18 protein-coding genes and 3 pseudogenes are annotated in these 23263 nt (G+C 60.5%); 11 read left to right on the forward strand and 10 right to left on the reverse strand.

Translation table 11 applies throughout. The features are described 5' to 3' along the window. The first annotated feature begins 34 nt into the window (after positions 1 to 34). Positions 35 to 937, forward strand: coding sequence for a LysR family transcriptional regulator (locus tag ASE04_RS08180; RefSeq protein ID WP_056814825.1), 903 nt, complete (start codon positions 35 to 37; stop codon positions 935 to 937). Positions 938 to 1159: 222 nt separating this feature from the next. Continuing rightward, on the forward strand, positions 1160 to 1360 hold the full coding sequence (locus ASE04_RS08185; protein WP_056814829.1) for a cold-shock protein: 201 nt from the start codon (positions 1160 to 1162) through the stop codon (positions 1358 to 1360). A 243-nt stretch (positions 1361 to 1603) separates the two neighbouring features. On the opposite strand, the gene ASE04_RS08190 is transcribed toward ASE04_RS08185, so the two are convergent. Continuing rightward, positions 1604 to 2269: a TetR/AcrR family transcriptional regulator gene (locus tag ASE04_RS08190; protein WP_056814832.1), complete on the reverse strand. Its 666-nt coding sequence runs from the start codon at positions 2267 to 2269 to the stop codon at positions 1604 to 1606. Positions 2270 to 2485: 216 nt separating this feature from the next. On the opposite strand from ASE04_RS08190, the gene ASE04_RS08195 reads away from it, so the two are divergent. From ASE04_RS08195 to ASE04_RS29875, 5 genes and pseudogenes are all read left to right on the forward strand, one after another. Continuing rightward, positions 2486 to 3652, forward strand: a complete 1167-nt coding sequence (locus ASE04_RS08195; RefSeq protein WP_056814833.1) for an HlyD family secretion protein — start codon at positions 2486 to 2488, stop codon at positions 3650 to 3652. Between the two features lie 50 nt (positions 3653 to 3702). Then, entirely contained in the window at positions 3703 to 5298 is a 1596-nt protein-coding gene (locus ASE04_RS08200) for a DHA2 family efflux MFS transporter permease subunit (protein WP_056815133.1), read from the forward strand. Between the two features lie 423 nt (positions 5299 to 5721). Further along, positions 5722 to 6641 (forward strand): annotated as a pseudogene (locus ASE04_RS08205) (LysR family transcriptional regulator). Positions 6642 to 6817: 176 nt separating this feature from the next. Continuing rightward, positions 6818 to 7573: an SDR family NAD(P)-dependent oxidoreductase gene (locus ASE04_RS08210; protein WP_056814836.1), complete on the forward strand. Its 756-nt coding sequence runs from the start codon at positions 6818 to 6820 to the stop codon at positions 7571 to 7573. Between the two features lie 177 nt (positions 7574 to 7750). Further along, positions 7751 to 8093: pseudogene (locus ASE04_RS29875) on the forward strand (FCD domain-containing protein); the annotation flags it as partial. A 35-nt stretch (positions 8094 to 8128) separates the two neighbouring features. Here the strand turns inward: ASE04_RS29875 and ASE04_RS08225 are convergent. Beyond that, entirely contained in the window at positions 8129 to 8590 is a 462-nt protein-coding gene (locus tag ASE04_RS08225; RefSeq protein WP_056814847.1) for an Lrp/AsnC family transcriptional regulator, read from the reverse strand. Between the two features lie 108 nt (positions 8591 to 8698). Here ASE04_RS08225 and ASE04_RS08230 point away from each other — a divergent pair. The 3 genes and pseudogenes from ASE04_RS08230 to ASE04_RS08245 all read left to right on the forward strand — a co-directional run bounded on the left by ASE04_RS08230 (position 8699) and on the right by ASE04_RS08245 (position 12032). Then, positions 8699 to 9825 (forward strand): annotated as a pseudogene (locus tag ASE04_RS08230) (alanine racemase). Positions 9826 to 9832: 7 nt separating this feature from the next. Next, complete coding sequence (locus tag ASE04_RS08235) at positions 9833 to 11134, forward strand: D-amino acid dehydrogenase (protein ID WP_056814850.1); 1302 nt, start codon at positions 9833 to 9835, stop codon at positions 11132 to 11134. Between the two features lie 457 nt (positions 11135 to 11591). Beyond that, positions 11592 to 12032: a phage regulatory CII family protein gene (locus ASE04_RS08245; protein ID WP_056814856.1), complete on the forward strand. Its 441-nt coding sequence runs from the start codon at positions 11592 to 11594 to the stop codon at positions 12030 to 12032. Here ASE04_RS08245 and ASE04_RS30590 read toward each other — a convergent pair whose 3' ends face one another. Further along, positions 12033 to 12410 carry a hypothetical protein gene (locus ASE04_RS30590; RefSeq protein ID WP_156408731.1) on the reverse strand — a complete coding sequence of 126 codons (378 nt, stop codon included), beginning with the start codon at positions 12408 to 12410 and terminating at the stop codon, positions 12033 to 12035. 103 nt (positions 12411 to 12513) lie between these two features. On the opposite strand from ASE04_RS30590, the gene ASE04_RS08255 reads away from it, so the two are divergent. Beyond that, positions 12514 to 15303, forward strand: a complete 2790-nt coding sequence (locus ASE04_RS08255) for a bifunctional diguanylate cyclase/phosphodiesterase (RefSeq protein WP_056814862.1) — start codon at positions 12514 to 12516, stop codon at positions 15301 to 15303. Positions 15304 to 15416: 113 nt separating this feature from the next. Here ASE04_RS08255 and ASE04_RS08260 read toward each other — a convergent pair whose 3' ends face one another. From ASE04_RS08260 to ASE04_RS08290, 7 genes are all read right to left on the reverse strand, one after another. Next, positions 15417 to 15785: a response regulator transcription factor gene (locus tag ASE04_RS08260; protein WP_082597287.1), complete on the reverse strand. Its 369-nt coding sequence runs from the start codon at positions 15783 to 15785 to the stop codon at positions 15417 to 15419. Between the two features lie 67 nt (positions 15786 to 15852). Continuing rightward, a complete protein-coding gene (locus tag ASE04_RS08265) occupies positions 15853 to 16509 on the reverse strand; it encodes a response regulator transcription factor (RefSeq protein WP_056814865.1) in 657 nt (218 codons plus the stop codon). Continuing rightward, a complete protein-coding gene (locus ASE04_RS08270; RefSeq protein WP_056814868.1) occupies positions 16502 to 18085 on the reverse strand; it encodes a sensor histidine kinase in 1584 nt (527 codons plus the stop codon). The genes ASE04_RS08265 and ASE04_RS08270 overlap by 8 nt, the downstream gene beginning before the upstream one ends. Before the next feature lie 119 nt (positions 18086 to 18204). Further along, positions 18205 to 19065 carry an urea carboxylase-associated family protein gene (locus ASE04_RS08275; RefSeq protein WP_056814871.1) on the reverse strand — a complete coding sequence of 287 codons (861 nt, stop codon included), beginning with the start codon at positions 19063 to 19065 and terminating at the stop codon, positions 18205 to 18207. A 37-nt stretch (positions 19066 to 19102) separates the two neighbouring features. Further along, positions 19103 to 20812: an acetyl/propionyl/methylcrotonyl-CoA carboxylase subunit alpha gene (locus ASE04_RS08280; RefSeq protein WP_056814874.1), complete on the reverse strand. Its 1710-nt coding sequence runs from the start codon at positions 20810 to 20812 to the stop codon at positions 19103 to 19105. Then, positions 20809 to 22440, reverse strand: coding sequence for an urea amidolyase family protein (locus tag ASE04_RS08285; RefSeq protein ID WP_056814876.1), 1632 nt, complete (start codon positions 22438 to 22440; stop codon positions 20809 to 20811). Before ASE04_RS08285 ends, ASE04_RS08280 begins: the two co-directional genes overlap by 4 nt. Then, complete coding sequence (locus ASE04_RS08290) at positions 22433 to 23206, reverse strand: LamB/YcsF family protein (protein WP_056814879.1); 774 nt, start codon at positions 23204 to 23206, stop codon at positions 22433 to 22435. The genes ASE04_RS08285 and ASE04_RS08290 overlap by 8 nt, the downstream gene beginning before the upstream one ends. Between the last annotated feature and the right edge of the window lie 57 nt (positions 23207 to 23263).

Genomic DNA, 23263 nt, shown 5'->3' on the forward strand with positions numbered 1-23263 from the left:
TCATACGCTCAGAGCGGATAATCAGGGGGCGAGTATGGACCGGCTCACAAGTCTTTCGGTTTTCGGCAAAGTGGTTGAATGCGGCGGTTTCACCGCGGCGGCCCGGCGCCTGAACATGTCGGTGACCATGGTCGCCACACATGTCCAGTCGCTGGAAGAACGCCTGGGCGTTCGGCTCCTCAACCGAACGACCCGCAAGGTAAGCCTGACCGAGACGGGCAAGTTCTACTACGACCGCTCTGCTCAGATTCTTACCGATCTCGAGGAAGCAGACCGGGCGGCCGGTGCGCTGACGACGACGCCACGGGGTATCCTCAAGCTCAATTCGACGGCAGCGATCGTCAGATTTCTGCTTCCGGTTTTGGACGAGTTCCTGCTGCTCTATCCATCTGTAACGCTGGACCTTGGCATCAGCGAGCGGATGGTCGACATGGTCGAGGACGGCTATGACCTTGCCATCCGGACCGTTCCACTCGCCGACAACAGTCTCATCGCCCGCAAGCTCACGCCGTGGCGGCACATCCTCGTCTGCTCGCCCGGCTACCTCGAGAAGCACAAGGCACCCACAGAGCTTGCCGATCTCTCCGGGCACGACTGCACCCGCTACACCTACTATCCGTACGGCGACGACTGGACGTTCGAGAACGAGGCGGGCGAGCGAAGCCGGGTGAAAGTAAGCGGATCAGTGGTGACCAACAGCGCCGAAACCCTGCGCCACCTTGCGATCAGCGGCCGCGCCATGGCTCTCGCACCGAGCTTCCTGGTATCCGACGATCTTGCCGAAGGCCGTCTCGTTCCCCTGATCCCGGATTACCGGGGCGTGGAGTTCACGATCAACGCCGTCTATCCGAACAGAAGTCATTTGCCGACGAAGGTCCGTCTGTTCATCGATCTGCTGGCCGATCGTTTTGCGGAACATCGCAGGTGGATGAGCTAGGACGTTGCCACCTGAAATGACGTGGCGAGCGCAAGATCGCGAGCATCGAATCGGCGTGCGTGTTGTCCGTGTCCGGGATTTTTCCCGGTAGTAGCCCACCTGGGCGTACGATATCGCGCGCTTCATCGTCGGAATCGAGGATGAAGACGGCAGCGTGGCTTGCCTCCAATCATCCTTCGGTCTATGACTGCGCCTCCAAAAACCAAACCATGGGAGCAGTTCTTGGCGAACGGCACTGTAAAGTTTTTTAATCAGGACAAGGGCTTCGGCTTCATTACGCCGGACAATGGCGGTCCAGACGTCTTCGTGCATATCTCGGCAGTCGAAGGCGGATCGCTGCGCGACGGCCAGAATGTCAGCTACGACCTGGGTCAGGATCGCAAGACTGGAAAGTCCAAGGCCGAGAACGTACGTCCTGCCTAACAAAGATTGACGATAAAAGCGCCGGGGCGAAGTCGCTCCGGCTGCTCGCTCTTAGCATCTTGAACTTCGCAACGCGTTTGAAAGATGTGAAAGGCGTAGCCCAACAACCTGTATCTCGGGCAAATGTCGTCCTTTATGCCATACCTGTTATGGCTCCTGCGAAACCGTTCAGCTTGAGCGGTTCTGTAGGTATTTGCAAATTTCAAAAGGTCGAATCGACGACCTCTTTTGGCCCATAAGGCATTACCCGTTCACCATCTGGCGCTTGACCGCACACCCTTTTAGGAAAAGCGTGGCACAGTCGCGTGCCCTGTGGACGATCTGTTCATCCGATATGACGTCGATCATGCCGATCATCGCGGCGCGCTGCGGCTCCATGGTCATCATGCCGCGCAGCATGCCGGTGGCTGCTGCTGGATCGTCCAGGCGGATCAGATTGCGCTCGACCTGCAGCGCAAGCCAAGCCTCCATGACATGGCTCGTGCGCATCATCGCCTTCTCGTAGAACACCTTGGCTAGTTCCGGGAAGCGGTCGGATTCACCGAGCACCAGGCGCGTTATCGTGATGGTGTCTGCGGAGAGGGTCAGGCGGCCATAGGCAAGGATCAAGCGCTCCAGTCCCTCCTCAAGCCCCAGGCCGGAAAGCGTGTCGTGATCCAGGCCCAGGAAGTATCCATCGATCCGGCTTGAAATAAGCGCCGAAAACAGATCAGCCTTTGCCGGAAAGAGGCGATAGAGCGTTTTCGTGGAGACGCCGGCAACCTGCGCGATGGCGCTGATACTTGCCGAAGCATAGCCGGCCTTTCTGAACTGGTCATTGGCAGCCTCGATGATGACGCGCCGGGTATCGTCGTCGCATCTGACCTGCGGCCTGCCTCTCGGGCGTCTTTCTGCACCTGCGTCCTGCATCGTTTCTCACATAAACTTTCGGTCGGCAGAGCGTACGGCATATTCGGAAAATATCAAGTTTCCAAAATTTCGAATGCTGTATTCACGGATTCGCTCAAATAGGAAGACGATTGTTTTCCAAAATGTATTGACGCCTCCAAAACTCGGCGTATTTTGGAAAACAACAATCTTCCTAATCGTTACGATTGATCGCCACGGACACCGGAGCACACGAGAATGGACGAGAACGTCGTTACCCTCACGACCAAGACAGAGCGCACGGCGCCTGTCGCCGAGAAGCTGCCAGAGAGCCTCGAAGCAAGGCAGCCGGCGACCACCGAAGCGCTTTCTGCGCCGGCAATTGGCGAAAAACGCCGATCTGGCTTCAAGACGGCGCTTCTCGGCGCCGTTGCCATCGGTGGTATCGCCGCCGGGGCCTATTACGGTCACGATTACTGGACCGTCGGGCGTTTCCATGTGTCGACCGACGACGCCTACATCAAGGCCGACAGCAGCGCGATCGCCCCCAAGGTTTCCGGATACCTCTCCAACATCGCGATCGGCGACAACCAGGCGGTAAAGAGCGGCCAGGTTCTGGCAACAATCGATGACAGGGACTATCAGGCGGCAGTCGATCAGGCTCGCGCCGACGTCGATGCAGCCAAAGCTACAGTACAGGCAAAGGCTGCTGCACTCGAAACGCAGAAATCGGTGATTGCCGCAGCCAAGGCTTCCATCGATATCGACGCAGCCAACGAGGCTTTCGCAGAGCAGAACGACAAGCGCTATTCACGGCTTGCGGTCAACGGCTACGCCGCCGTTCAAGCCGCCGAGCAGGCCGCTTCGCAGATCGCCGCGATCCGTGCGACCACTGCTCGCGATACCGCCTCCCTTGATGGTGCGACGAAGCAGATCGATCTGCTCACCGCCGAACTGGCGCAGGCAAAGGCCATGGTCACCCGTGTAGAAGCGGCCGCCCGGCAGGCTGAGCTCAACCTTTCCTATACGCGCATCGTTGCGCCGATTGACGGTATTGTCGGCAACCGCACTCTGCGAGTGGGCCAGTATGTCCAGGCCGGCACTCAACTGATGACGGTTGTCCCGACCAGCGCGGCCTACGTCGTCGCGAACTACAAGGAAACCCAGTTGACGGACGTTCGCCCCGGTCAGCCTGTTGATATCGACGTCGATATGTACCCCGGTCGCATCTATCACGGTCGCGTGGACAGTATTGCTCCGGCAAGCGGTCAGGAATTTGCTCTGCTGCCGCCTGACAACGCGACCGGAAACTTCACCAAGGTCGTCCAGCGAATCCCAGTTCGGATCGTGCTCGATGCCGACAGCACTGCTTCCGGTCACCTGAGGCCGGGCATGTCCGTTCAGCCGAGCATCGACACAAAATAGGCAAAAGACAACCGCGATCGATGATCGCGAAAGGCCAGGAGGGCCGTGTCATGTCCACCGTTGCCACAATTCAAGCGACCGCAAGGCCGACCGCCGTCTCGCCAAAGGCCGGGACCAGAGAATGGATCGCCGTACTCGCCGGCATGATCGGCGCCTTCATGGCGATCCTCAACATCCAGATCACCAACGCCTCGCTTCTCGATATCGAGGGCGGAATCGGCACCGGCGTCGACAACGGCGCTTGGATTTCGACCTCTTACCTGATCGGCGAAATCATCGTCATTCCGTTGACGGCCTATTTCAGCGCGGTCTTTTCGTTCCGCCGCTACATGCTTGTGAACACCATCCTGTTTCCGCTGTTTTCGATGGCCTGTGCCTTTGCACACGACCTGAACTCGATGATCGTGCTGCGTGGGCTGCAGGGCTTCGCCGGCGGTGTGCTAATCCCCATGGCCTTCACCATGGTCCTGACCAAGCTGCCGAAGGCTCAGCAGCCGACGGGTCTTGCGATCTTTGCTCTGTCCGTCACCTTCGCGCCGGCAATCGGCCCGACGATTGGTGGCTACCTGACCGAGAATTACGGTTGGCAAACCATCTTCTTCATCAACACGATCCCGAGCGCGATCATGGCGATCGCACTCGCTGCCACGCTCGAGAAGCAGCCGACGCAACTGAAGCTGCTGCGCGAAGGTGACTGGGCGGGCATCGTGACGATGGCGATCGGCCTGTCGGCGCTGCAGACGGTGCTGGAGGAGGGCAACAAGGACGACTGGTTCTCGTCTCCCTTCATCCTCAAGCTCAGCATTATCGCCTTTGTATTCCTGGCTGCTTTCATCTGGATCGAGCTGACGGTCGAGAAGCCGCTCGTCAAGCTGCGACTGCTGAAGCAGCGCAACTTCGGCATCGGCGTGCTGGTCAACGTGCTGGTGGGCGTGGCGCTCTTTGGCACCGTCTATATCCTGCCGCAATATCTCGGCCAGGTGCAACGCTACAATGCAGAGCAGATAGGCAACGTTCTTGCCTGGACGGGCCTCCCGCAGCTTCTGTTGATCCCGCTGGTGCCGATCATGATGAAACGGTTTGACGCCCGTTATATCGGCTTCGTCGGCATCAGCATCTTTGCAGTCAGCTGCTTCATGAACGTGATGCTCTCCGCAGATAGCGCCGGCGACCAGTTCTGGATCCCGAACATTGTGCGCGCCATCGGTCAGGCCCTTGTGCTGACGCCGATCACTGCCATCACCACCGCCAGCATCGCGCCTGCCGACGCCGCAGCCGCCTCAGGTCTCACGAACATGCTGCGAAACCTTGGTGGCGCGGTGGGCACAGCAACGCTCGGCACAGTCCTGACGAAGCGCGAGCAGTTTCACTCGAACATCATCGGCCAATCGGTATCGGCCGGTCGGGAAGAGGTGAAGGCGCGTCTCGATCAGCTCACGGGATACTTCCTGTCGCATGGCCTTTCCGACCAAACCAAGGCCGCCGCCCAGGCGGCCGTAGCGCTCGGCAAGATCGTCAAGCGCCAGGCCCTGATCATCGCCTTCAGCGACACCTTCGCGGTGATCGGTATCGTGCTTGCCTTGGCGGCCATCGCCTTGCTCTTCACCCAGAAGTCGAAGGCAGGCGGAGGAGCCGGTGCTCACTAGGTTCGATGCCCATCCGTCGCCACGAATATTCAGCTCGTCGGCACTATCGGGCTGAAGGTCCCACGTCGACCGGTGGAGTTCCCTGAGATCACCCCATGACGCACCGGGAGCCGGTGGATCTTCACGATGCGGCCGGCCGCTGCGACCTGCCTCCTGACACGCGGTCGCGGTCGATCGCGACGACCGAGAGGGCGCGAGACGCTCGCGTAAGACGTTTGGGAAGAGGCATACCAAACGACACGACGATGCTTGCTGTGCAATGCCTCCGCAGCGGGTTCCGGCATCCACCTCGCACGCGTTTACAGTAAGAGTGTGCAATCCTGCGCAAGAACTTGCATGGGAAGCCTGTCTGAGAGAGGTTAGCTTGGGATTTTTGGCGCTGCCGCTCCTTCAACCTCGGTCGCCGACGCATAGGATTTTTAGTTGGATCAGCTACTTGCCATACGTGCGTTCGTTCGCATTGCCGAAGCGGGATCGTTTGCGAAAGCGGCCGACACGATGAACCTCCCTCGGTCCTCGGTAAGCAAGTTGCTGCAGGACTTGGAGGCGCACCTCGGGACGAAGCTCGTCACACGCACGCGCAGTGACGATGACGCAGGAAGGCATCGCCTATCATGAACGGGCACTTCGCCTCCTGGCGGACCTCGACGACATGGACGGGGCGACAGTGGGATCGCACAGCACACCAAAGGGACGTCTTCGTGTCGATATCGGATCGGTTCTTGCAAACCACATCCTTATACCGGCGCTCAACCAGTTCCAGGCAAGGTTTCCTTGGGGTACGCGATCGATCCGCGGATTTGATCGGAGAAGGCATAGATTGCGTTATCCGAGGTGGCGACATGGCCGACTCGTCCCTCAAGGCAAAACGGCTTTGCGAACTCGACTACGTGTTATGCGCCCCACCGGCCTATCTCGAGTCGAGACGGCGGCCATCACACCCCCGCGACATCGACGAACACAGGGTCGTCAGCTATTTTTCCGCATCGAACGGGAAACGCTTTCCGCTTCGCTTTCAGAATTCGGAAGAGAGCAACGAGCTGCTGGCAACGGCGTGGGTTGCGGTGAACGAAAGCACGGCGCATCTCAGCGCGCTTCTTGCAGGACTTGGGATCGGGCAGACCTTCGGTTTTCTTGCCCGGCCGCACTTCAAGGACGGGACGCTTATCGAGCTCTTGCCGGAATGGAAGCCCGCGAACCATGTGCTGCATCTTGTCTACCCCGCCGACAGATTTCCAAACCCGAAGCTGAGAGCCTTTTCCGACTGGGCCGCTGGCGTCTTCGAGGGTTATGACTCGCGCCTAGCGAGGGACGTTAGCAGGATCATCCATACCCATGGATAATCTCTCCATGGCAGGCGACTTTTCACCCCCGCCCTGACGGCGTATTTCCTAGTCAACGGACGGCGACGAAACCGCAAAGAGCTTAGCCACCGCCCTTACTGAACAGCTTTGAGAACCCCAACCGTCCGAGCGTGCTCGGACGAACCCTTAAACATGTCCGATAACAGGAGACCAACATGACCAACCGCCTTGAAAACAAGATCGCCGTCGTCACCGGTGCAACCAGCGGCATCGGGCTCGCAACCGCCAAGCTTTTCGCTGCTGAAGGCGCCCGCGTCTATATCACCGGTCGGCGCAAGGATGCCCTCGATAAGGCTGTCGCGGAGATCGGCCACGCCGCCATCGGCGTTCAGGCAGACTCCAGCAACAACCAAGACCTCGACAAACTTTTCGCGCAGGTCAAAGCAGAGCAAGGCCGATTGGATGTGCTTTTCGTCAATGCCGGCGGCGGCACAATGCTTCCCCTCGGTCAGATCACCGAGGAGCAGGTCGACGACACCTTCGGTCGCAACGTGAAGGCAGTGATCTTCACTGTCCAAAAGGCGTTGCCGCTCCTCGGCAAGGGGGCTTCGGTCGTACTGACCGGTTCGACGGCCGGTACCGAAGGCACTGCCGCCTTCAGCGTCTACTCCGCTTCCAAGGCGGCCGTTCGCAACGTTGCCCGTTCATGGGCGCTTGACCTCAAGGACACCGGTGTACGCGTCAACGTAATCTCGCCCGGCGCGACACGCACGCCTGGCTTGGTCGAGCTCGCCGGTGACGACAAGGCACAGCAGCAGGGTCTCCTCGATTACCTCGCTTCGCGTATCCCGCTCGGTCGCGTTGGCGAGCCGGAGGAAATCGCAAAGGCCGCCCTCTTCCTCGCGTCCGACGACTCCAGCTTCGTCAATGGTGCGGAACTGTTCGCGGATGGCGGTCAGGCCCAGGTCTAACCGTAGCGGGCCGGCTTAGTGCCGCCCCGCCACTACTGAGGATATCCGCCGGCAGTCAATGCGCCGCATCCAGGCGCTCCGACGCCCTTGGTCTCGACGCAAAATGCTGATCAGGCATGCCCGCAGGCAATGGAAGCCTCTCACGGTTCCTGTGTATCGCCGCCTGGCGAAGCGATGGAGCGGATGAACATGCGGCTGGCAGCGGCCTTGCGCACCGATGCGGACCTCAAGGTGATCGCCAAGCGTTACAAAGCCTTCGCCGCCGCGGTCAAGACCGGCAATCATTTGGCAATGTCCGAAGCCGACAAAGAATTCCACATGGCGATCGTCTATGCGGGAAGGCTATCTGCTGACCGACGAGCACAGCCAGATGCTTGACGCGATCCGCGAAGGGAACGTCGATCTCGCCGATGAACTGGCGCATGCGCATACGCGCCAGTTCCAGGACAATTTCATCAGTTTCATGCGAGAGAACTACACGGCCGATGTTGCTCTTGGGCCGCTGAAGGCCGCCCAATAGAGCACGACAGCCAACAATGGCGGCGTAGGGGAGTGCTAGCTGCGTTTTGGCTTCGTCGCCAGGACGTTCCGGATCGAGAAGCTCGAGTGTATCCGCAGCACGCCCGGCAGCGTCGAGAGGATTTCCTTGTGAATCCGTTCGAAGTCGCCCGCGTTCGCGACCTCGACACGCAGGAGGTAATCGTAGCCTCCCGTCATCAGAAAACACTCGCGAATCTCGGGGTATCTCTTGGCGGCGGCCTCGAAGCGATCCAAGTCTTCCTCGGTCTGGCGTTCGAGCGTGATGTTGATGATAACCGCGATCGACGACTCGACGTTGGAGGTGTCCACCAGCGCCGTGTAGCCGCGGATCACGCCAGACTCTTCCATGATCCGTATCCTGCGCATGCAAGCTGAAGCCGACAGCCCGACTTCGTCGGCAAGCTTCGCATTCGGGGTGCGAGCGTTAAGGCGGAGAAGCCGGATGATATTACGGTCGATAGCATCCAAAGACGACATCGCTAATTCCTCTAAAACTTCTTTGATTCCACTTCTTCTTATATATTTTTCGAATAATCGAATACTCTTTGATGAGAAATTCGACGATCGTTTCAATATCATTCCACCATGTTCCCGAGCGTGGAGGACCAACACTTGCAAACCGTGAGATTGGGTGAGCTGCGTGTAGACGAAGTGGGGGGCGTCGAGGGCGCCTCCGGCTATTTCACCATCGATCTGGAGGCGCTCGGGCGCAACTATGAGGTTCTTGCAGCTAAGGCCGGGGCCGCAGGTGCCGCAGCCGTCGTCAAGGCCGACGCATACGGCCTGGGAGCCGAACGTGTAGCGACGACCGTCTATCAGCGCGGCTGCCGACACTTCTTCGTCGCGCAATTCGCCGAGGCGACCAAACTGCGCCCCACCCTGCCCCAGGATGCGCAAATCTTCGTCCTCAACGGATTGCAGCCGGGTAACGAGGATATCTGCGCCTACGAAAACATCGTCCCGGTCATCAATTCCATTCCGCAATGGCGGAACTGGGCAAGAACGGCGCGTAAGCTCGGACGCCGACTGCCGGCTGTCGTGCAGTTCGATACCGGAATGTCGCGTCTCGGACTTTCGCCGGAGGAACGGCCCCTGCTTTCCCAGGAGATCACCGGGCAGCGCGACGTCGAAATCCTGTTCCTGATGAGCCATCTCGCTTCCGCCGACGACGGGGAAAGCGCGCAGAACTGGGAGCAACTCGAAGAACTCCGCGCGATCAGCAAGGGGGCCTCGCCCGCCCCGGTATCGCACTTTACGGCGCCGCTCCGTCGGGGCAGCCAAGCCCGATGGAAGCGGTGGTGCGCCTCGACGTAGCCGTGATTCAAACGAGAACCGTTCCGGCCGGAACAAAGGTCGGCTACGGCGGCATCCATGTCACATCCAAGGAAACCCGGCTCGCTACTATTGCCGCGGGCTATGCGGATGGCCTGCCCCGGTCTCTCAGCGATCGAGGCGCGGTCTATTTCGAGGGCACCCGCCTGCCGATCGTCGGTCGCGTCTCCATGGACAGCATCACGATCGACATCAGCGCGCTCCCCGAAGGCGCGATCGGCCTGGGCTCTCTCGTCGAGGTCCTTGGTCCCAACCGAACGCTTGACGACGTCGCCCGGGAAGCGGGGACGATCTCATATGAAATCTTGACCGCACTCGGTCATCGCTATCATCGTCAATATCGTAGTATTGCTAGTGGCCGAAAGCGCCACGTCCAATGAGGGCATCATGAAAGTCGCAGTTCTAGGCGCAGGCATCATCGGCGTTACCTCCGCGTACCAATTGGCGAAGGCCGGGCATGACGTTGTGGTCATCGATCGCCAGCCCGGCCCTGCGCTGGAAACGAGCTTTGCCAATGCGGGCGAAGTTTCCTTTGGCTACTGCTCTCCATGGGCTGCTCCCGGCATCCCTCAGAAGGCGCTGAAGTGGATCTTCATGGAGCACGCGCCGCTGATCCTTCGCCCGAAGTTCGATGCGGCCATGCTCTCATGGATGACGCGGATGCTGGCAAACTGCACATCCGAACGCTACGCGCTCAACAAGAGCCGGATGCTGCGTCTGGCCGACTACAGCCGGCATGCGCTGGCAGACCTGCGGAGCGAGACGGGGATTGCATATGACGAGCGCATGCAGGGCACGCTGCAGCTCTTCCGCACGCAGGCTCAGCTCGATGCATCGGCAAAGGATGTGAAGGCGCTTGCGGCGGATGGCATTCCGCACGAGGTGCTCGATCGCGACGGCTGCATTCGCTACGAACCGGCCTTGGCGCACGTTCGCGACAAGATCGTCGGCGGCTTGCTGACGCCCAAGGACGAAACAGGAGACTGCTTCAAGTTCACGAACGCCCTTGCCAAGAAGGCCGAGGAACTCGGCGTCCGCTTTTCCTACGGCACTGACATTCGCGGTCTGGACGTGGAGGCTGGACGGATTCGCGGCGTTCTGACGGACGCCGGAAATGTCGCTGTCGACGCCGTGGTCGTCGCCATGGGCAGCTATTCGCCGCTCTTGGTCAAGCCATTCGGCATCAAGCTGCCCGTCTATCCGGTCAAGGGGTACTCGCTGACCATTCCGATCACCGATGCGTCTCGTGCGCCGGAATCGACAGTCATGGACGAGACTTATAAGATCGCCATTACCCGTCTTGGCGATCGTATTCGGGTCGGCGGGATGGCGGAAATCTCCGGCTATACCAACGACCTCGGCCAGGCTCGCAGGCGCACGCTCGAACACTCCGTAACCGACCTTTTCCCCGGTGGCGACGTTTCGAAGGCGACCTTCTGGTCCGGGCTCCGGCCCATGACTCCGGATGGCACCCCGGTGATCGGCCCGACGAAGATCGCGGGCCTCTATCTCAACACTGGCCATGGCACACTTGGTTGGACGATGAGCAGTGGGTCGGCCCGCGTGATCGCCGACCTCGTCAGTGGCCGCCGGACGGAGATCGAGGCCACCGGGCTCGCAATAAGCCGCTATGGCTTTGCCAGGACGGCCAAGAACACGGAAGCGATGATGCCGTCGAAAACAGCCTAGAGCGCGGTATCAAAGCGAGTCGCGCGGCGCGCCGTTTTAGACGGCTACCAGCGCCGACCCGTCCGCAGTTCTTCCCAGTCCCTCTTCCTTTGAGATTACCGGAGCGTAGCCCAGTTCTCGAGTTGCCTTGCCGATATCGAGTGAAATCTCGACTGCGGATGTCGCATATGACTGCAGCGTCAGCGGCGGCGTGATCCGACCTCCGGAGACAAATGCCGCAGGAACACAGCAATCAATGCCTGGCGTTCCCCGCGGCCACGTCGACCTGGCACAGATGATGTCGCTGAGCATGAATTGCAGATTTTGAACGCTGCGGTGGACGAAATATTGGACGCCTTCAGAATTGCGGCCAGATAGCTTCAAGAGTTTCGATCGGCAGCCGACCGTGTCAGGATGCGCTGAGACTTGCGATTAGGCGCCGCGACTGCGTCGAAGGCCGCTATCCTAGGAGGAATGCATGGGAGACAGAGGCAAGGAGTTCGCAAGCATCGCCTACACCGTGCTTGTCGTCGACAGGCGTCCGGGCGTGAAGGCAGTCGCGCGACTTCTCGGGATGAACTACTCTACGCTGCATTCGCGGCTGATCGGCAGGACAAGCTTCTCGGCCGACGAAATTCGCGACCTCGTCAGGGCTGTTCCCGATCCACGCCTCGTTTCCTATCTTCTTGACGGCACTCGCTTCATCGCAGCGGAGCGTCCCGAACCTCAGGAAGCGGCCACGTCTATACAAAGAGGCGCGACGCGGGTGGTCGTGGGCGCTGCCGACGTACTCGAGATCGTCGACGCCTCGATCGCGGGTGGAGGGTTTGACCATCGCAACGAAGCCGTCGTCCTCAAGGAGATCGAGGAGACCCAGCGCGCGCTGGCCTCGCTTCGATTGCAGATCGAAGGGGAATGATCACTCGAGCGTTCTAAGCCTCTGCCAGCGTTCGCGCAAATCTTCAAGATGCCGATCTCCCTCATCGAGCAGGAACTCGATTTCTGCCTCGGTGGCCCGGGCACGATTGGTGGCCAGTGCGCGCCGGGCGCCGATGGAGCTCTCAATCTTGGTCTCGAGCAACAGCAGCCGGGATTTGCAGATCGTAAGCATGCGGACGACGCGCATGTATTCGCTGAGTGGATCGGGTTCTTTTGACATGGCATTCGGTATCTTTCGACTGCCGTTTAATGAGACGGGCTTCGACGCTCCATCAAAACGATGCCGCCCATTTTGATAGACCTGGAGTTGCACAGCTCGAACTGCAGAGTCTCGGGCCGGATAACCTTGTTCAGCCACCAGGGAGTCTTGCGTTAACCACGTATAACGATGCCGTTTTTCATTAAGCGACGATCAATAGTCGTGGACATAGGTTGCGGCTCCCTCCAGCCAGTAGAAATCCATGTCCAAAGTCATCTCCTGCCTGTTTCTCAGCCACGACCTGCGCCTCGTCGTTCTCGCGGGTACGCTATGCATGCTGTCGTGCTTCGTGGCCGTCATGCTGTTGCGGCGCGCGCTACAGTCTACAGGCGCGGCGCAATGGACTTGGCTGGCGACGGGTGGCGCGGCCGGAGGTTTCGGCATATGGGCAACGCATTTCGTGGCGATGCTGGCCTATGATGCCGGTACGGTCTTCCAATACGAGCTGGTCCGGACACTGTCTTCGCTGGCGCTCGCCATGGCGGCTACGACTGCGGCGACTGCATGTGCAACATTCCTTGGTCAGCGCGCCTATCTCGCTGCAGGTCTGCTTTTCGGTCTCGGCATTTCGAGCATGCACTTCACCGGGATGGCCGCGATCGAATTTCCGGGCGAGATTGCTTTCGACCGAACGCTGGTGATCTGCGCCATCGTCATAGCCGTCGCCCTTGCGATCCCGGCTTTTCATCTTGCCTGCGGGCGGGGGCGGAGACAGACGGGGCTCATCATCCCAAGCGTCGTGCTGACACTCGGCATCGTCCTTATGCACTTCACGGCAATGGGCGCGGTGACCGTCGTGCCCGGACCTGCGGAGGCATTCCCGGCGTCCGCCCTGTCGCCGACCATCATGATCGTCACGATTGCCACCGTCTCCCTCTCGCTGCTCGCCGCCGGCCTTACCGCAGCGCTTTTTGCAATCCGATCGGAAAGGGCTGTCGCTGCCGGAGAGAAAAGTTTCAGGCTGCTTGTTCAGGGCGTGACCGACTATGCGATCTACATGCTCGACCGTGAGGGCCGGGTAGCCAACTGGAATGCCGGCGCTCAGCGTGCCAAAGGCTACTTGGCGTCCGAAATCGTCGGAAAGCACGTCTCCGAGTTCTATCCTCATGAAGACCGCGTGGCCGGTCTGCCCGAGCGCGGTCTCGAAACCGCGCTACGGGACGGGAAGTTTGAATCGGAAGGGTGGCGTCTTCGAAAGGACGGGAGCCGCTTCTGGGCGCATGTCGTCATCGACGCGATCTACGACGAGCAGAAAGGCCATATCGGCTTTGCCAAGATAACCCGTGACCGCACCGAGCAGATGGAAGCGGCCGCACGTCTCAAGGCGGCATCGGACAACCTGGCGCTCGCGCTCGCCAACATGGCGAATGGCATCTGCCTCTATGACACCGAAGAACGGCTGGTTCTCCACAACAAGCGTCTCCTCGAGATCTTCGACATTCCGGAAGGCACGCCGCTGGTCGGAAAGTCGTTTCGCGAACTTTGCGAGTACCGCGCACGCCATGGCCTTGAGACCATCGCGGAAGTCGAAAGCTTCTATGCGCAAAATCGCGCGCTATTTACCAACAGGGATGGCGGCGAACTCACCAGACAACTGAAGAACGGCACCACCGTTCGCACGATCCACCGGCCGATCGGCGACGGATCCTGGGTTTCGACAATCGAAGACATCACCGAGCGGGTCCAATCGGAATCGAAGATCAACCATCTGGCGAGCCACGATTCCCTGACCGGCCTGCCAAACCGGGCCCATTTCGAGGAGCGCCTGGATTCCGTTCTCGCTCGCGCGGAAACCACACAGACCCGCGTGGCGGCGATCTGCATCGATCTCGATCGCTTCAAGGACGTCAACGACAGTTTTGGCCACGCCGTCGGCGACGAACTGCTGAAGGTGCTTTCCACTCGGATGTCCGCCGCGACCAACGACGGTGAATTCGTTGCACGTTTCGGCGGCGATGAGTTTGTCGGCTTCAAGTCGTTCAACGAAGATGCCGAGCTTGGCGACTTCGCCGACCGCCTGATGGGCGCGCTTACCACCAAGGCAGAGATCGGTTCATTCGATATCTTGCCGGGTGCAAGCCTTGGCATCGCCGTCTATCCGGCCGATGCGACCGACAGGGAAAAGTTGCTCAGCAATGCCGACATGGCAATGTATCGCTCGAAGGAAAGCCCCGACGAGAGGATCAGCTTCTACGAGGCTGGAATGGACGAAGCGGCTCGCGAGCGGCGATCCCTTGCGCGCGATGTCTGGACCGCACTGAGCGAAGAACAGTTCTTCCTGGCTTATCAGGTCCAGAAGGACGCGCGCTCGGGCGCGATCACGGGATACGAAGTTCTCCTGCGTTGGCAACATCCCGAACGCGGGCTAGTCCCCCCCGCCACCTTCATCCCTGTCGCCGAGGAATGCGGCGCGATTTCCGCGATCGGCGATTGGGTATTGGAGCAGGCATGCGCGGAAGCCGCCCTCTGGCCTAGCAAGGACAAGATCGCCGTCAACCTGTCCCCGCTCCAGCTCGGCAACACCGCGCTGGTCGACAAGGTACGCACGGTTCTTTTCAAGACCGGCTTGCCTGCGTCACGGCTGGAACTGGAAGTGACGGAGAGCGCCATCATTGGCGACAAGGCGCGCGCCCTGCACATCCTGCGACAGATCAAGGCACTTGGCGTCACGGTCGCGATCGATGATTTCGGAACCGGCTATTCGTCGCTCGAGACGCTTCGCTCCTTCCCGTTCGACAAGATCAAGCTCGACCGTAGCTTTACGACCGATCTGGAGAACAGCCGACAGTCGAAGGCCTTCGTGCGGGCGATCGTGGCCCTCGGCAAGAGCCTTGAGGTATCGGTTCTGGCGGAAGGCGTCGAAACGGAAGAGCAAATGCGGGTACTGACAGCCGAGGGCTGCGACGAACTCCAAGGCTTCCTGCTCGGCCGCCCGGCACCATACGGCGAAATCGAGATCAGCGAAGAGCCGCGACGAAAGAAGACGGCGTAGATCAAGCTTATGTAGCCCGGCCGCCGTTCCCCTGGCGGCGGTTCGAAACAGACGTATTGCCCAACGGCGACTGAGCCACCGTCAAACGCCTCGCACGCCGAGACAGGGCGACACTAACGATCGAGTGCGGATTCCAGACAGCCGATCAGCTTCTCGATATCAACAGGCTTCCCCAGGAAGGCAAGGGCGCCGCCGTTCATGGCGTTGTTGCGTGTGCGATCGTCCCGGTATGATGTGACAAAGATCATTGGTGGACGGTCGGAGCGCTTGTTCAGTTCGGCCTGCAGCTCGATACCGCTGAGGCCCGGCATTTTCACATCGACCAGCATGCAATCGATCGCCGATCGCGGCTCGAATGCCAGGAATTCTTCCGCTGACGCAAACAGGCGGCATTCGTAGCCACACGATTTGACAAGGTCGTCCATGGCTTCACGGATGGCCTGGTCGTCGTCGACGACGGCTATGGTGGGAACGGGGGGCAATGCGATGACCTTTTCTGCTTGTTTTATAACGTTCTTATGCGCCTGTGCCCAAGTCAAAGATACCATACTAAGAGACAGGTAGCCGCACCCCGTCGCCGAGCATCTCGGCTTTCCTGACGAGTTCCGCGACGGAGCGGACCTCCATCTTGCGCATGACGTTGCCGCGATGAAGCTTCACGGTAACTTCACTGATGCCGAGTTCAAAGGCGATCTGCTTGTTCATCAGCCCTCTGACCACGGCGCCCATCACTTCGCGCTCGCGCGGCGTGAGGCTATCGGCAAGGGAGGCGACCGCCTCGCTTTGAGCCGTCTGCTGCCGACGCGCACTGTCGCGCTCCATTGCCGTCGACACGGCATCGAGAATATCCTGGTCCTTGAACGGCTTGGTGAGAAAATCGACCGCGCCTGCCTTCATCGCTCGGACACTCATCGGGATGTCGCCGAAGCCGGTCATGAAGATGATCGGCATTCTGCTGCCGATCCGCTCCAGTTGAACCTGGAAATCCAGACCGCTGACGCCCGGCAACCGGACGTCGAGGAGGATGCAGCCCGGACGGTTGAAGTTTGCCGTCTCCATGAAGGCCGTCGCGCTCTCGAATGCTTCGGCGTCAAACCGCATGGAACGGAAAAGATCCGTGAGCGCCTCGCGCATGGACAGATCGTCATCGACGATGAAGACGACAGGTCCCGGCGGCTCCTTACTCGGCTTGCGTATTTCAGGCATATTCCACCTCCGGCTTGATCAGCAGGCGCATTTCGAAGACTGCACCACCCTCGGGATGATTGGTTCCATCAAGCGTTCCGCCACGGGCTTCCAGGGTCGTACGGCAAATGGACAGACCCATGCCCATTCCAGTTTCCTTGGTCGTGAAGAATGGCGCGAACAGCTTTTCCTTGGCATCATCGGTGATCCCGGGGCCTGTGTCACGCACCACCACACAGACATGCTCGATATCAGAATGCTCAGCGGCGACGGTGATGGTGCGCTCCGGACTTGCCGCTTCGTCCATCGCCTGAATGGCGTTGGTGATCAGATTGATAAGGACCTGTTGCAGCTCGATCTTCACGGCAGAGACTGACGGCAAATGCGATGACGTCTCCATCAGCAGCGTCGTACCGCTCCGCTGGAGTTCGTGTTCCATCAGTGCCGTGGTCTCATCGATGAGCCCTTCGACACTGACATCCTCCACCTTGTTGTTGGAAGGCGAAAGCAGGTTTCGCGTGTTCTGGATGATCTCGCTCGCGCGCTGACTATCGCGGATCATGCGCTCAGCCGAACGCCGGACGGCCGCAAGGTCCGGAGGGTCGCGGTCGAGCCATCTCAGCAGCGTTTGTGAATTGACGACGATCGCACCGAGCGGCTGGTTGAGTTCATGCGCGAGCGATGCGGACATGGCGCCGACGGTTGCCGCCTTCGAGGCCTTGGTCAACTCCGCCTGCGCTTCGGCCAGTGCCTTCAGCTCCATTTCACGTTGGGTCACATCGACCATGCTGACGACGACGCGGTTGAAGGCTGCGGGATCTTCGGGAAAGCTGATGCTGAGAAGCACGAGCTTCTCTTCACCGTTGTCGGCCCGAATCTCTACCTTGTCTTCAAAAACCCCGTCTCCGTCCATAATCGCCTGCAGGACTTCCAGGAATCGTTCCTGCCCGGGTATGATCGAGCGGCTCAAAGCCCCGACGCCTGCGGATCCACGCCCCAGCATCTCGCGAGCCGCTTCGTTGGCAGCGACCACGCGTATCAGCCCTACGCAGTAATCGACAATTGCGGGATTGGCTCGACCGTACGCCTTGATGTCTGTGACGCCCTGCGCCCGCACATCCATGAGATAGCTTCGCAGTTTCGAGTAGTCGCGTTCCCAAAGAGCCACGCGCGTGCGGTCGAAGATCGATCGATATCTCGCCTCGCTCTCCTTAAGGGCAGAGTTTGCCGACAGGAGCGTCAGCCGCGCTGCCTCCGTCTTCAACAGAAGCACGGTCGTGACGCCCAGAGCCGCCAAGGCGACGATGAGGCGAACCGTGGACTGAAGGTCCGCGTCGTCACTGTGCGTCATACCATACGAGACGAGGGTCAGCGCCGCGCATACGGAAGCGAGCCCGATCAAGCCGATGCGGGTTGCGGCCTGTGCGGCAAGAAGCATCGTGATGACATATAGAACGGCAATCGCGCCTTCGATGTCCGTATAGGTATCGACGTAGAAAACCGCCACCGCGAGCACAATGGCCACTAGGCCGAATGCGCGATGGTGGGCTCCACCGTCGATATCGCGTGAGCGAAATATGGTTGCCGTTATAGACATTGTTCCCCCAGTCTATTTTGGCGAGACCATATCCGCTCGATGGAGCAATCGCACCTATACCTAAGTGTGATTCATCCTCTTTCCCTGGCCAGCCTCGAACCATAGGAAAATCACCGGCGTTAAACGCCGTGGGTCCTGTCGTAGCCGTTCACCGCCCGCGGAACCCAACCTTCGGGCAAGCGGCGCGGCCGCAACACTTCGACTTCCAGCGGGTAGCATTTTGCCACATCGGAGGAATGCTGCGCGGAGCAGTCGCCGCCGGGGCACGCGGACATGCAACCCAACAGGTCGATCTCGGCAAAGAACTCCAGGTAGTCGCCGGAGCGAACAGGGCTCGCCTTCATGAAATATTGCCCGGTATCGCGCGTGAAGCCGGTGCACATGAACACGTTCACGACGTCGTGGACATGCTGTTCCGCCTGCGTCAGCGGAATATCCAAGTGCCGCGCAACTGCACGCGTGAGATTTGAGTGGCAACAATGGTGATACTGGCCACCATGGCTGAGCAGATTGTGCGTATAGGGGTCGCAGCGCGTACCGATCACGTCATGGACGGAACCGCCGAATTCGTCGAAGCCGTACCAATCCAGAGTATCGTGGGTGATCGTCGCGATCGGCCGCAGATAGGGGAAATTCGAGAAAAGCTGGTCGCCTAGCCCGACATGGGTACCGTTCAAAGCGCGCGTTTTGCCGGTGTAGAGGCGCTCGTTGATGTCGTTCGCGTTGAACAGATTGAGATCGCCGACCTGCGGCCCCTCCTCGCACCGAAGCCGGCAGAAATGGCCTGCCGGAACGAGCCAGGTCGCGGCATCGCGAGCGGGAACCGTAACTCGGTCGACAAGCTCGAGATCGTCGCGAACAGCCTGATAGGCGGAGAGGTCAGGACGCGGCAGCGTCTCGACCGGGTAGCAGATAACCGGTGCGATTGACTTGCGGGCATCCGCGTCGATCGGCGTCGGGGTGATGGCCTGGGGCTTCAAATCTGTTTCTCCAATCGTATTTGGATTCGAGGACCGCTCATTGGATCATCGCCAAATCCGCGTCCGGTTCGACGAAGGCTCCGACCTCCGCCAGCAGGCTGATCCGCCCCGAGCGCTCCGCGATGATCCGCGTCTCCATTTTCATGGCTTCGATAACAGCCACCGAGTCACCCTTGGCGACTTCGGCACCATCGTCCACCAGCCACTGACGGAGAATGCCGGCAATCGGCGCCCTCAACGCGTTGCTTTCGACCGCCGGAACGCCGGTCGGTCTGGCAGACGAAGCTGGCGCCAGCTGCAGAAAGCTTGCCGGAATGGCCAGCGTATGCCGTTTGCCGTCGATCTCGATAAAGCCTCGAACATACTCCGCACCGGCGGGCTCGGTCCGTGCAGCCGGAGGGATGCCTGCGAACGCCTGCTCGATCCAGGTGGTGTAGACACCCAGCCGATCTTCGGATGCGAAAGCCGGCTCGTCGACGACTGCGCGGTGGAAGGGCAGCACCGAGGCGACGCCATCGATGTTGAATTCCGCAAGAGCGCGGCGCGCGCGCGCCAAGGCCTGCTGGCGGGTTGCGCCCGTCACGATCAGCTTCGCCATGATGGAATCGTAGAGACCAGGCACGACGGATCCGGACTCCACACCGCTATCGATGCGCACACCGGGGCCCGAAGGCGGACGAAAGCTTGAGATCTTCCCGGGCGACGGCAGAAAGCCACGTCCGGGATCTTCAGCGTTGATGCGGAACTCGAACGCGTGACCTCGCGCCACCGGCGTCTCGCTGACGGAGAGCGGAAGACCATCGGCAACACGAAACTGCTCGATGACGATGTCGACACCGGTTGTCTCTTCCGTCACCGGATGTTCCACTTGGAGGCGGGTGTTGACCTCAAGGAACGAGATGAGGCCATCGTCCGCCATCAGAAATTCCACTGTGGCGGCGCCCGTATAGCCGGCTTCCTGGCATATCGCTCGCGCCGCGGTGTGAATGGCGTCGGATTGTTCTTGCGTGAGGAACGGCGCCGGCGCCTCCTCCACAAGCTTCTGGTTTCTGCGCTGAAGCGTGCAATCCCGCGTGCCCAGCACAACGGTGCTACCGTGGGTGTCAGCCATGACCTGCGCCTCGATATGGCGCGGTCTGCTCAGAAATTGCTCGGCATAACACTCGCCGCGCCCGAAAGCTTCGGTTGCCTCTCGCACCGCGGAAGAGAAAAGCTCGCCGACTTCGTCGAGCCGATAAGCAACCTTCATGCCGCGTCCGCCGCCACCGAAGGCGGCCTTGATCGCGATCGGAAGGCCGGCAGTACGCGCGAAGGCAACCGCTTCGGCCGCCGATCCGAGCGGGCCGTCGGATCCCTTGACCAAGGGCGCCCCAACTTTCCGGGCGATCCGCCTCGCCTCGACCTTGTCGCCAAGCATCCGGATCACCTCCGGGCGTGGCCCTACCCACGTCAATCCCGCCTTGATGACAGCTTCCGCGAATTCCGCCCGTTCGGACAGGAACCCATAGCCGGGATGAACAGCGTCAGCTCCCGCGCGACGCGCGATGTCGATGATCTTTTCGATGTCGAGATAGGTTTCGCTCGGCCGACCAGGGCCGAGGCCAAAAGCTTCGTCCGCCATTGCGACATGAAGCGACGATGCGTCCGGATCCGCATAGATGGCAACGGTCGACACGCCATAGTCACGCGCAGCGCGAATGATGCGTATGGCGATCTCGCCACGGTTTGCGATCAGGAGTTTTTTCATCGGACCGGTCTTCCTTCTCCGAATGCCGCACCGCGTGCGTTAAGTTCGATTGCTTCCACGTCAAATGGCGTGATCGGCCGGAAGCGGATGCGTGCGCCGATCGGAATCTGTCCAGCGAGATCGAGGTGGTGATCGGCCACGGACGCAATCACCGGATAGCCGCCTGTGACAGGATGATCCGCAAGGAAGAGCACCGGCTGCCCGTCAGCCGGCACCTGGATCGCCCCCTGCAATGTCCCTTCCGAGGGCAGCTCGGCGGAGATGGACCGTTCGATCGCGTCCTGCCCCGACAGCCTTATTCCGACCCGGCTGGATTGCGGGGTAACCCGCCATTCCTGATTGCAGAAGGCCTCGACACCTTTCGACGTAAACCAATCGAAACGAGGGCCAAGGATGACGTCCAGGGTGACGATCTCCTTCGAGGTCGGCAGGCGCCGCAGCGCTCCTTCCCACGGATCGACCGCAGACGAGGCCGGGCCAGCCGTACCCAGCACGGACCCCGCTTCGATCGGGGCTGGTCCGATCTTTGCTAGAATATCCGTCGACGCCGACCCAAGCACAGGGGCCACGGCATAGTGGCCCCGCAAGGCCAGATAGCTCACCATGCCATCTGTCGGGATTCCGAGTGTCAATTCATCGCCCGCGTCGAGAGCGAACGGAAGACCGAACGGCGCCGGAATCTCGCGGCCGTCTGGTGTACGGATGTTCAGCGGGCAACGCGCACCCGTGACCGCCACCGTGACCGGCACATCTGCCCGGACACTGAATCCGCCGAAGGCGATCTCGATTGCTGCAGCATCGCGGGCGTTGCCGACGCAGCGATTGGCCGCAAGAAGCGCGTCGCGATCAAGCGCACCTGATCGTGCCACGCCCTGGCTGGCCATGCTCGGCCGCCCGAGATCCTGATAGGAGGCTGGCCGGTCTGAGCGAAGCACGGTCATGGCAGGTGCAGAAATTGTGGGCGCGTGCGGTGCTGGCTTTGCGACCTTAGTGATGTGGGCGCCAGCTTCAGCGCGCCGGAATCGCACCGTGTCGCCCGGCGAAAGTAGCGCAGCCGGATTGCGCGTCGTGTCCCACATTGCGAGCGGCGTTTTGCCCAGCAATTGCCAGCCGCCCGGGCTGTCCGATGGATAGATCCCGCCGAACTTTCCGGCGACGGCGACCGATCCCGCCGGTATTTTCACGCGCGGGCTCTTGCGGCGAGGCACCTCGATTTCCGGATCGTCGCAGGTCATGTAGGCAAAGCCCGGAGCGAAGCCGGTAAAGGCGACGGTGTAGGTTGCCTCGGTGTGACGACGGATGAGTTCGTCGATCGACCAGCCAAGCAGATCCGCCACATCCTGCAGATCTTCGCCATCATAGACGACGGGGATGTCGATGGACTTCCCGGCGCGAGCGCTGCCCCGCGACAGGTCGAGACCGCGGATAACATCGACCAGCTCCGAGCGGGAGGTACTGAGCGGATCGAAACGCACCATGACCGTTCGCGCGCCAGGGACCAGTTCCACCACGCCCGCGGACTGACGTGCGAGCAGCGAATCCATCAGCGAAAGGGTGGCGTCCAGATTTTCGAGCTCGATGAGGAAAGCATCGCTACCGGCCGGCAGAATCCTCGCACGATCAACCATGAAACGCGCCGACGAAAGCTTGCAGCTTCACGCCTTCCGCGTCGAGCGCGCGACGCAAACCTTGTGCGATAGCAACCGCCGTCGGCGTATCGCCATGAATGCAGATGGACTGTGCATCCAGCTCGATTTCGGCTCCGTCGATCGTCTTGATCAGCCGCTCGCGGACCATTCGCAACATTCGCTTGGCAATCTGTTCAGGATCGTGAATGACGGCCCCGGCCAGACGACGATCAACGAGGCTGCCATCGGCATTGTAGGCACGGTCCGCAAATGCTTCGCAGACCACCGTCAGCCCCGCGTCCCGGGCGCGCGCCACGATCGGCGCACCGGCGAGCGCCATCAGCGTGAGAGAAGGATCGATGGCCTTGATCGCGGCAATGACATCGGCGGCTTGCCGGGCATCATTGGCGATCGTGTTGTAGAGTGCTCCATGCGGCTTGACGTACCGGACGCGGGTACCGGCGGCAGTGGCAAGCGCCTGCAGGGCGCCGATCTGATAGATCGTGTCCGCAACCAGCTCGGCGCTGGATGGATCCATATTGCGCCGACCGAAACCGACCAGATCGCGGTAGCCGACATGGGCACCGATCACGACATTCCGGCTCGCCGCGATTTTCAGCACATTCAGGATGCCGGCCGGATCGCCGGCATGGAAACCGCAGGCAATGTTGGCGCTCGTGACAAGCTCGAGCATGGCGGCATCGTTTCCCATGGGCCACGGGCCGAAGCTTTCTCCTAGATCACTGTTGAGATCGATGCTTGGCATATCAGCGTCTCCTTGCCGGATCACCATTGAATTGTTCAATAACTCAATATAGATTGT

The organism is Rhizobium sp. Root708, assembly GCF_001429725.1.
Classification (GTDB): domain Bacteria; phylum Pseudomonadota; class Alphaproteobacteria; order Rhizobiales; family Rhizobiaceae; genus Rhizobium.

Bases quoted from the DNA above. Each gene is read 5' to 3' on its own strand.
- ASE04_RS08180 (WP_056814825.1), top strand. From the start codon at position 35: ATGGACCGGCTCACAAGTCTTTCGGTTTTCGGCAAAGTGGTTGAATGC.
- ASE04_RS08290 (WP_056814879.1), bottom strand. From the start codon at position 23,206: ATGCCAAGCATCGATCTCAACAGTGATCTAGGAGAAAGCTTCGGCCCG.
- ASE04_RS08195 (WP_056814833.1), top strand. From the start codon at position 2,486: ATGGACGAGAACGTCGTTACCCTCACGACCAAGACAGAGCGCACGGCG.
- ASE04_RS08245 (WP_056814856.1), top strand. From the start codon at position 11,592: ATGGGAGACAGAGGCAAGGAGTTCGCAAGCATCGCCTACACCGTGCTT.
- ASE04_RS08285 (WP_056814876.1), bottom strand. From the start codon at position 22,440: ATGGTTGATCGTGCGAGGATTCTGCCGGCCGGTAGCGATGCTTTCCTC.
- ASE04_RS08280 (WP_056814874.1), bottom strand. From the start codon at position 20,812: ATGAAAAAACTCCTGATCGCAAACCGTGGCGAGATCGCCATACGCATC.
- ASE04_RS08235 (WP_056814850.1), top strand. From the start codon at position 9,833: ATGAAAGTCGCAGTTCTAGGCGCAGGCATCATCGGCGTTACCTCCGCG.
- ASE04_RS08200 (WP_056815133.1), top strand. From the start codon at position 3,703: ATGTCCACCGTTGCCACAATTCAAGCGACCGCAAGGCCGACCGCCGTC.
- ASE04_RS08270 (WP_056814868.1), bottom strand. From the start codon at position 18,085: ATGTCTATAACGGCAACCATATTTCGCTCACGCGATATCGACGGTGGA.
- ASE04_RS08225 (WP_056814847.1), bottom strand. From the start codon at position 8,590: ATGTCGTCTTTGGATGCTATCGACCGTAATATCATCCGGCTTCTCCGC.
- ASE04_RS08190 (WP_056814832.1), bottom strand. From the start codon at position 2,269: ATGCAGGACGCAGGTGCAGAAAGACGCCCGAGAGGCAGGCCGCAGGTC.
- ASE04_RS08265 (WP_056814865.1), bottom strand. From the start codon at position 16,509: ATGCCTGAAATACGCAAGCCGAGTAAGGAGCCGCCGGGACCTGTCGTC.
- ASE04_RS08255 (WP_056814862.1), top strand. From the start codon at position 12,514: ATGTCCAAAGTCATCTCCTGCCTGTTTCTCAGCCACGACCTGCGCCTC.
- ASE04_RS08210 (WP_056814836.1), top strand. From the start codon at position 6,818: ATGACCAACCGCCTTGAAAACAAGATCGCCGTCGTCACCGGTGCAACC.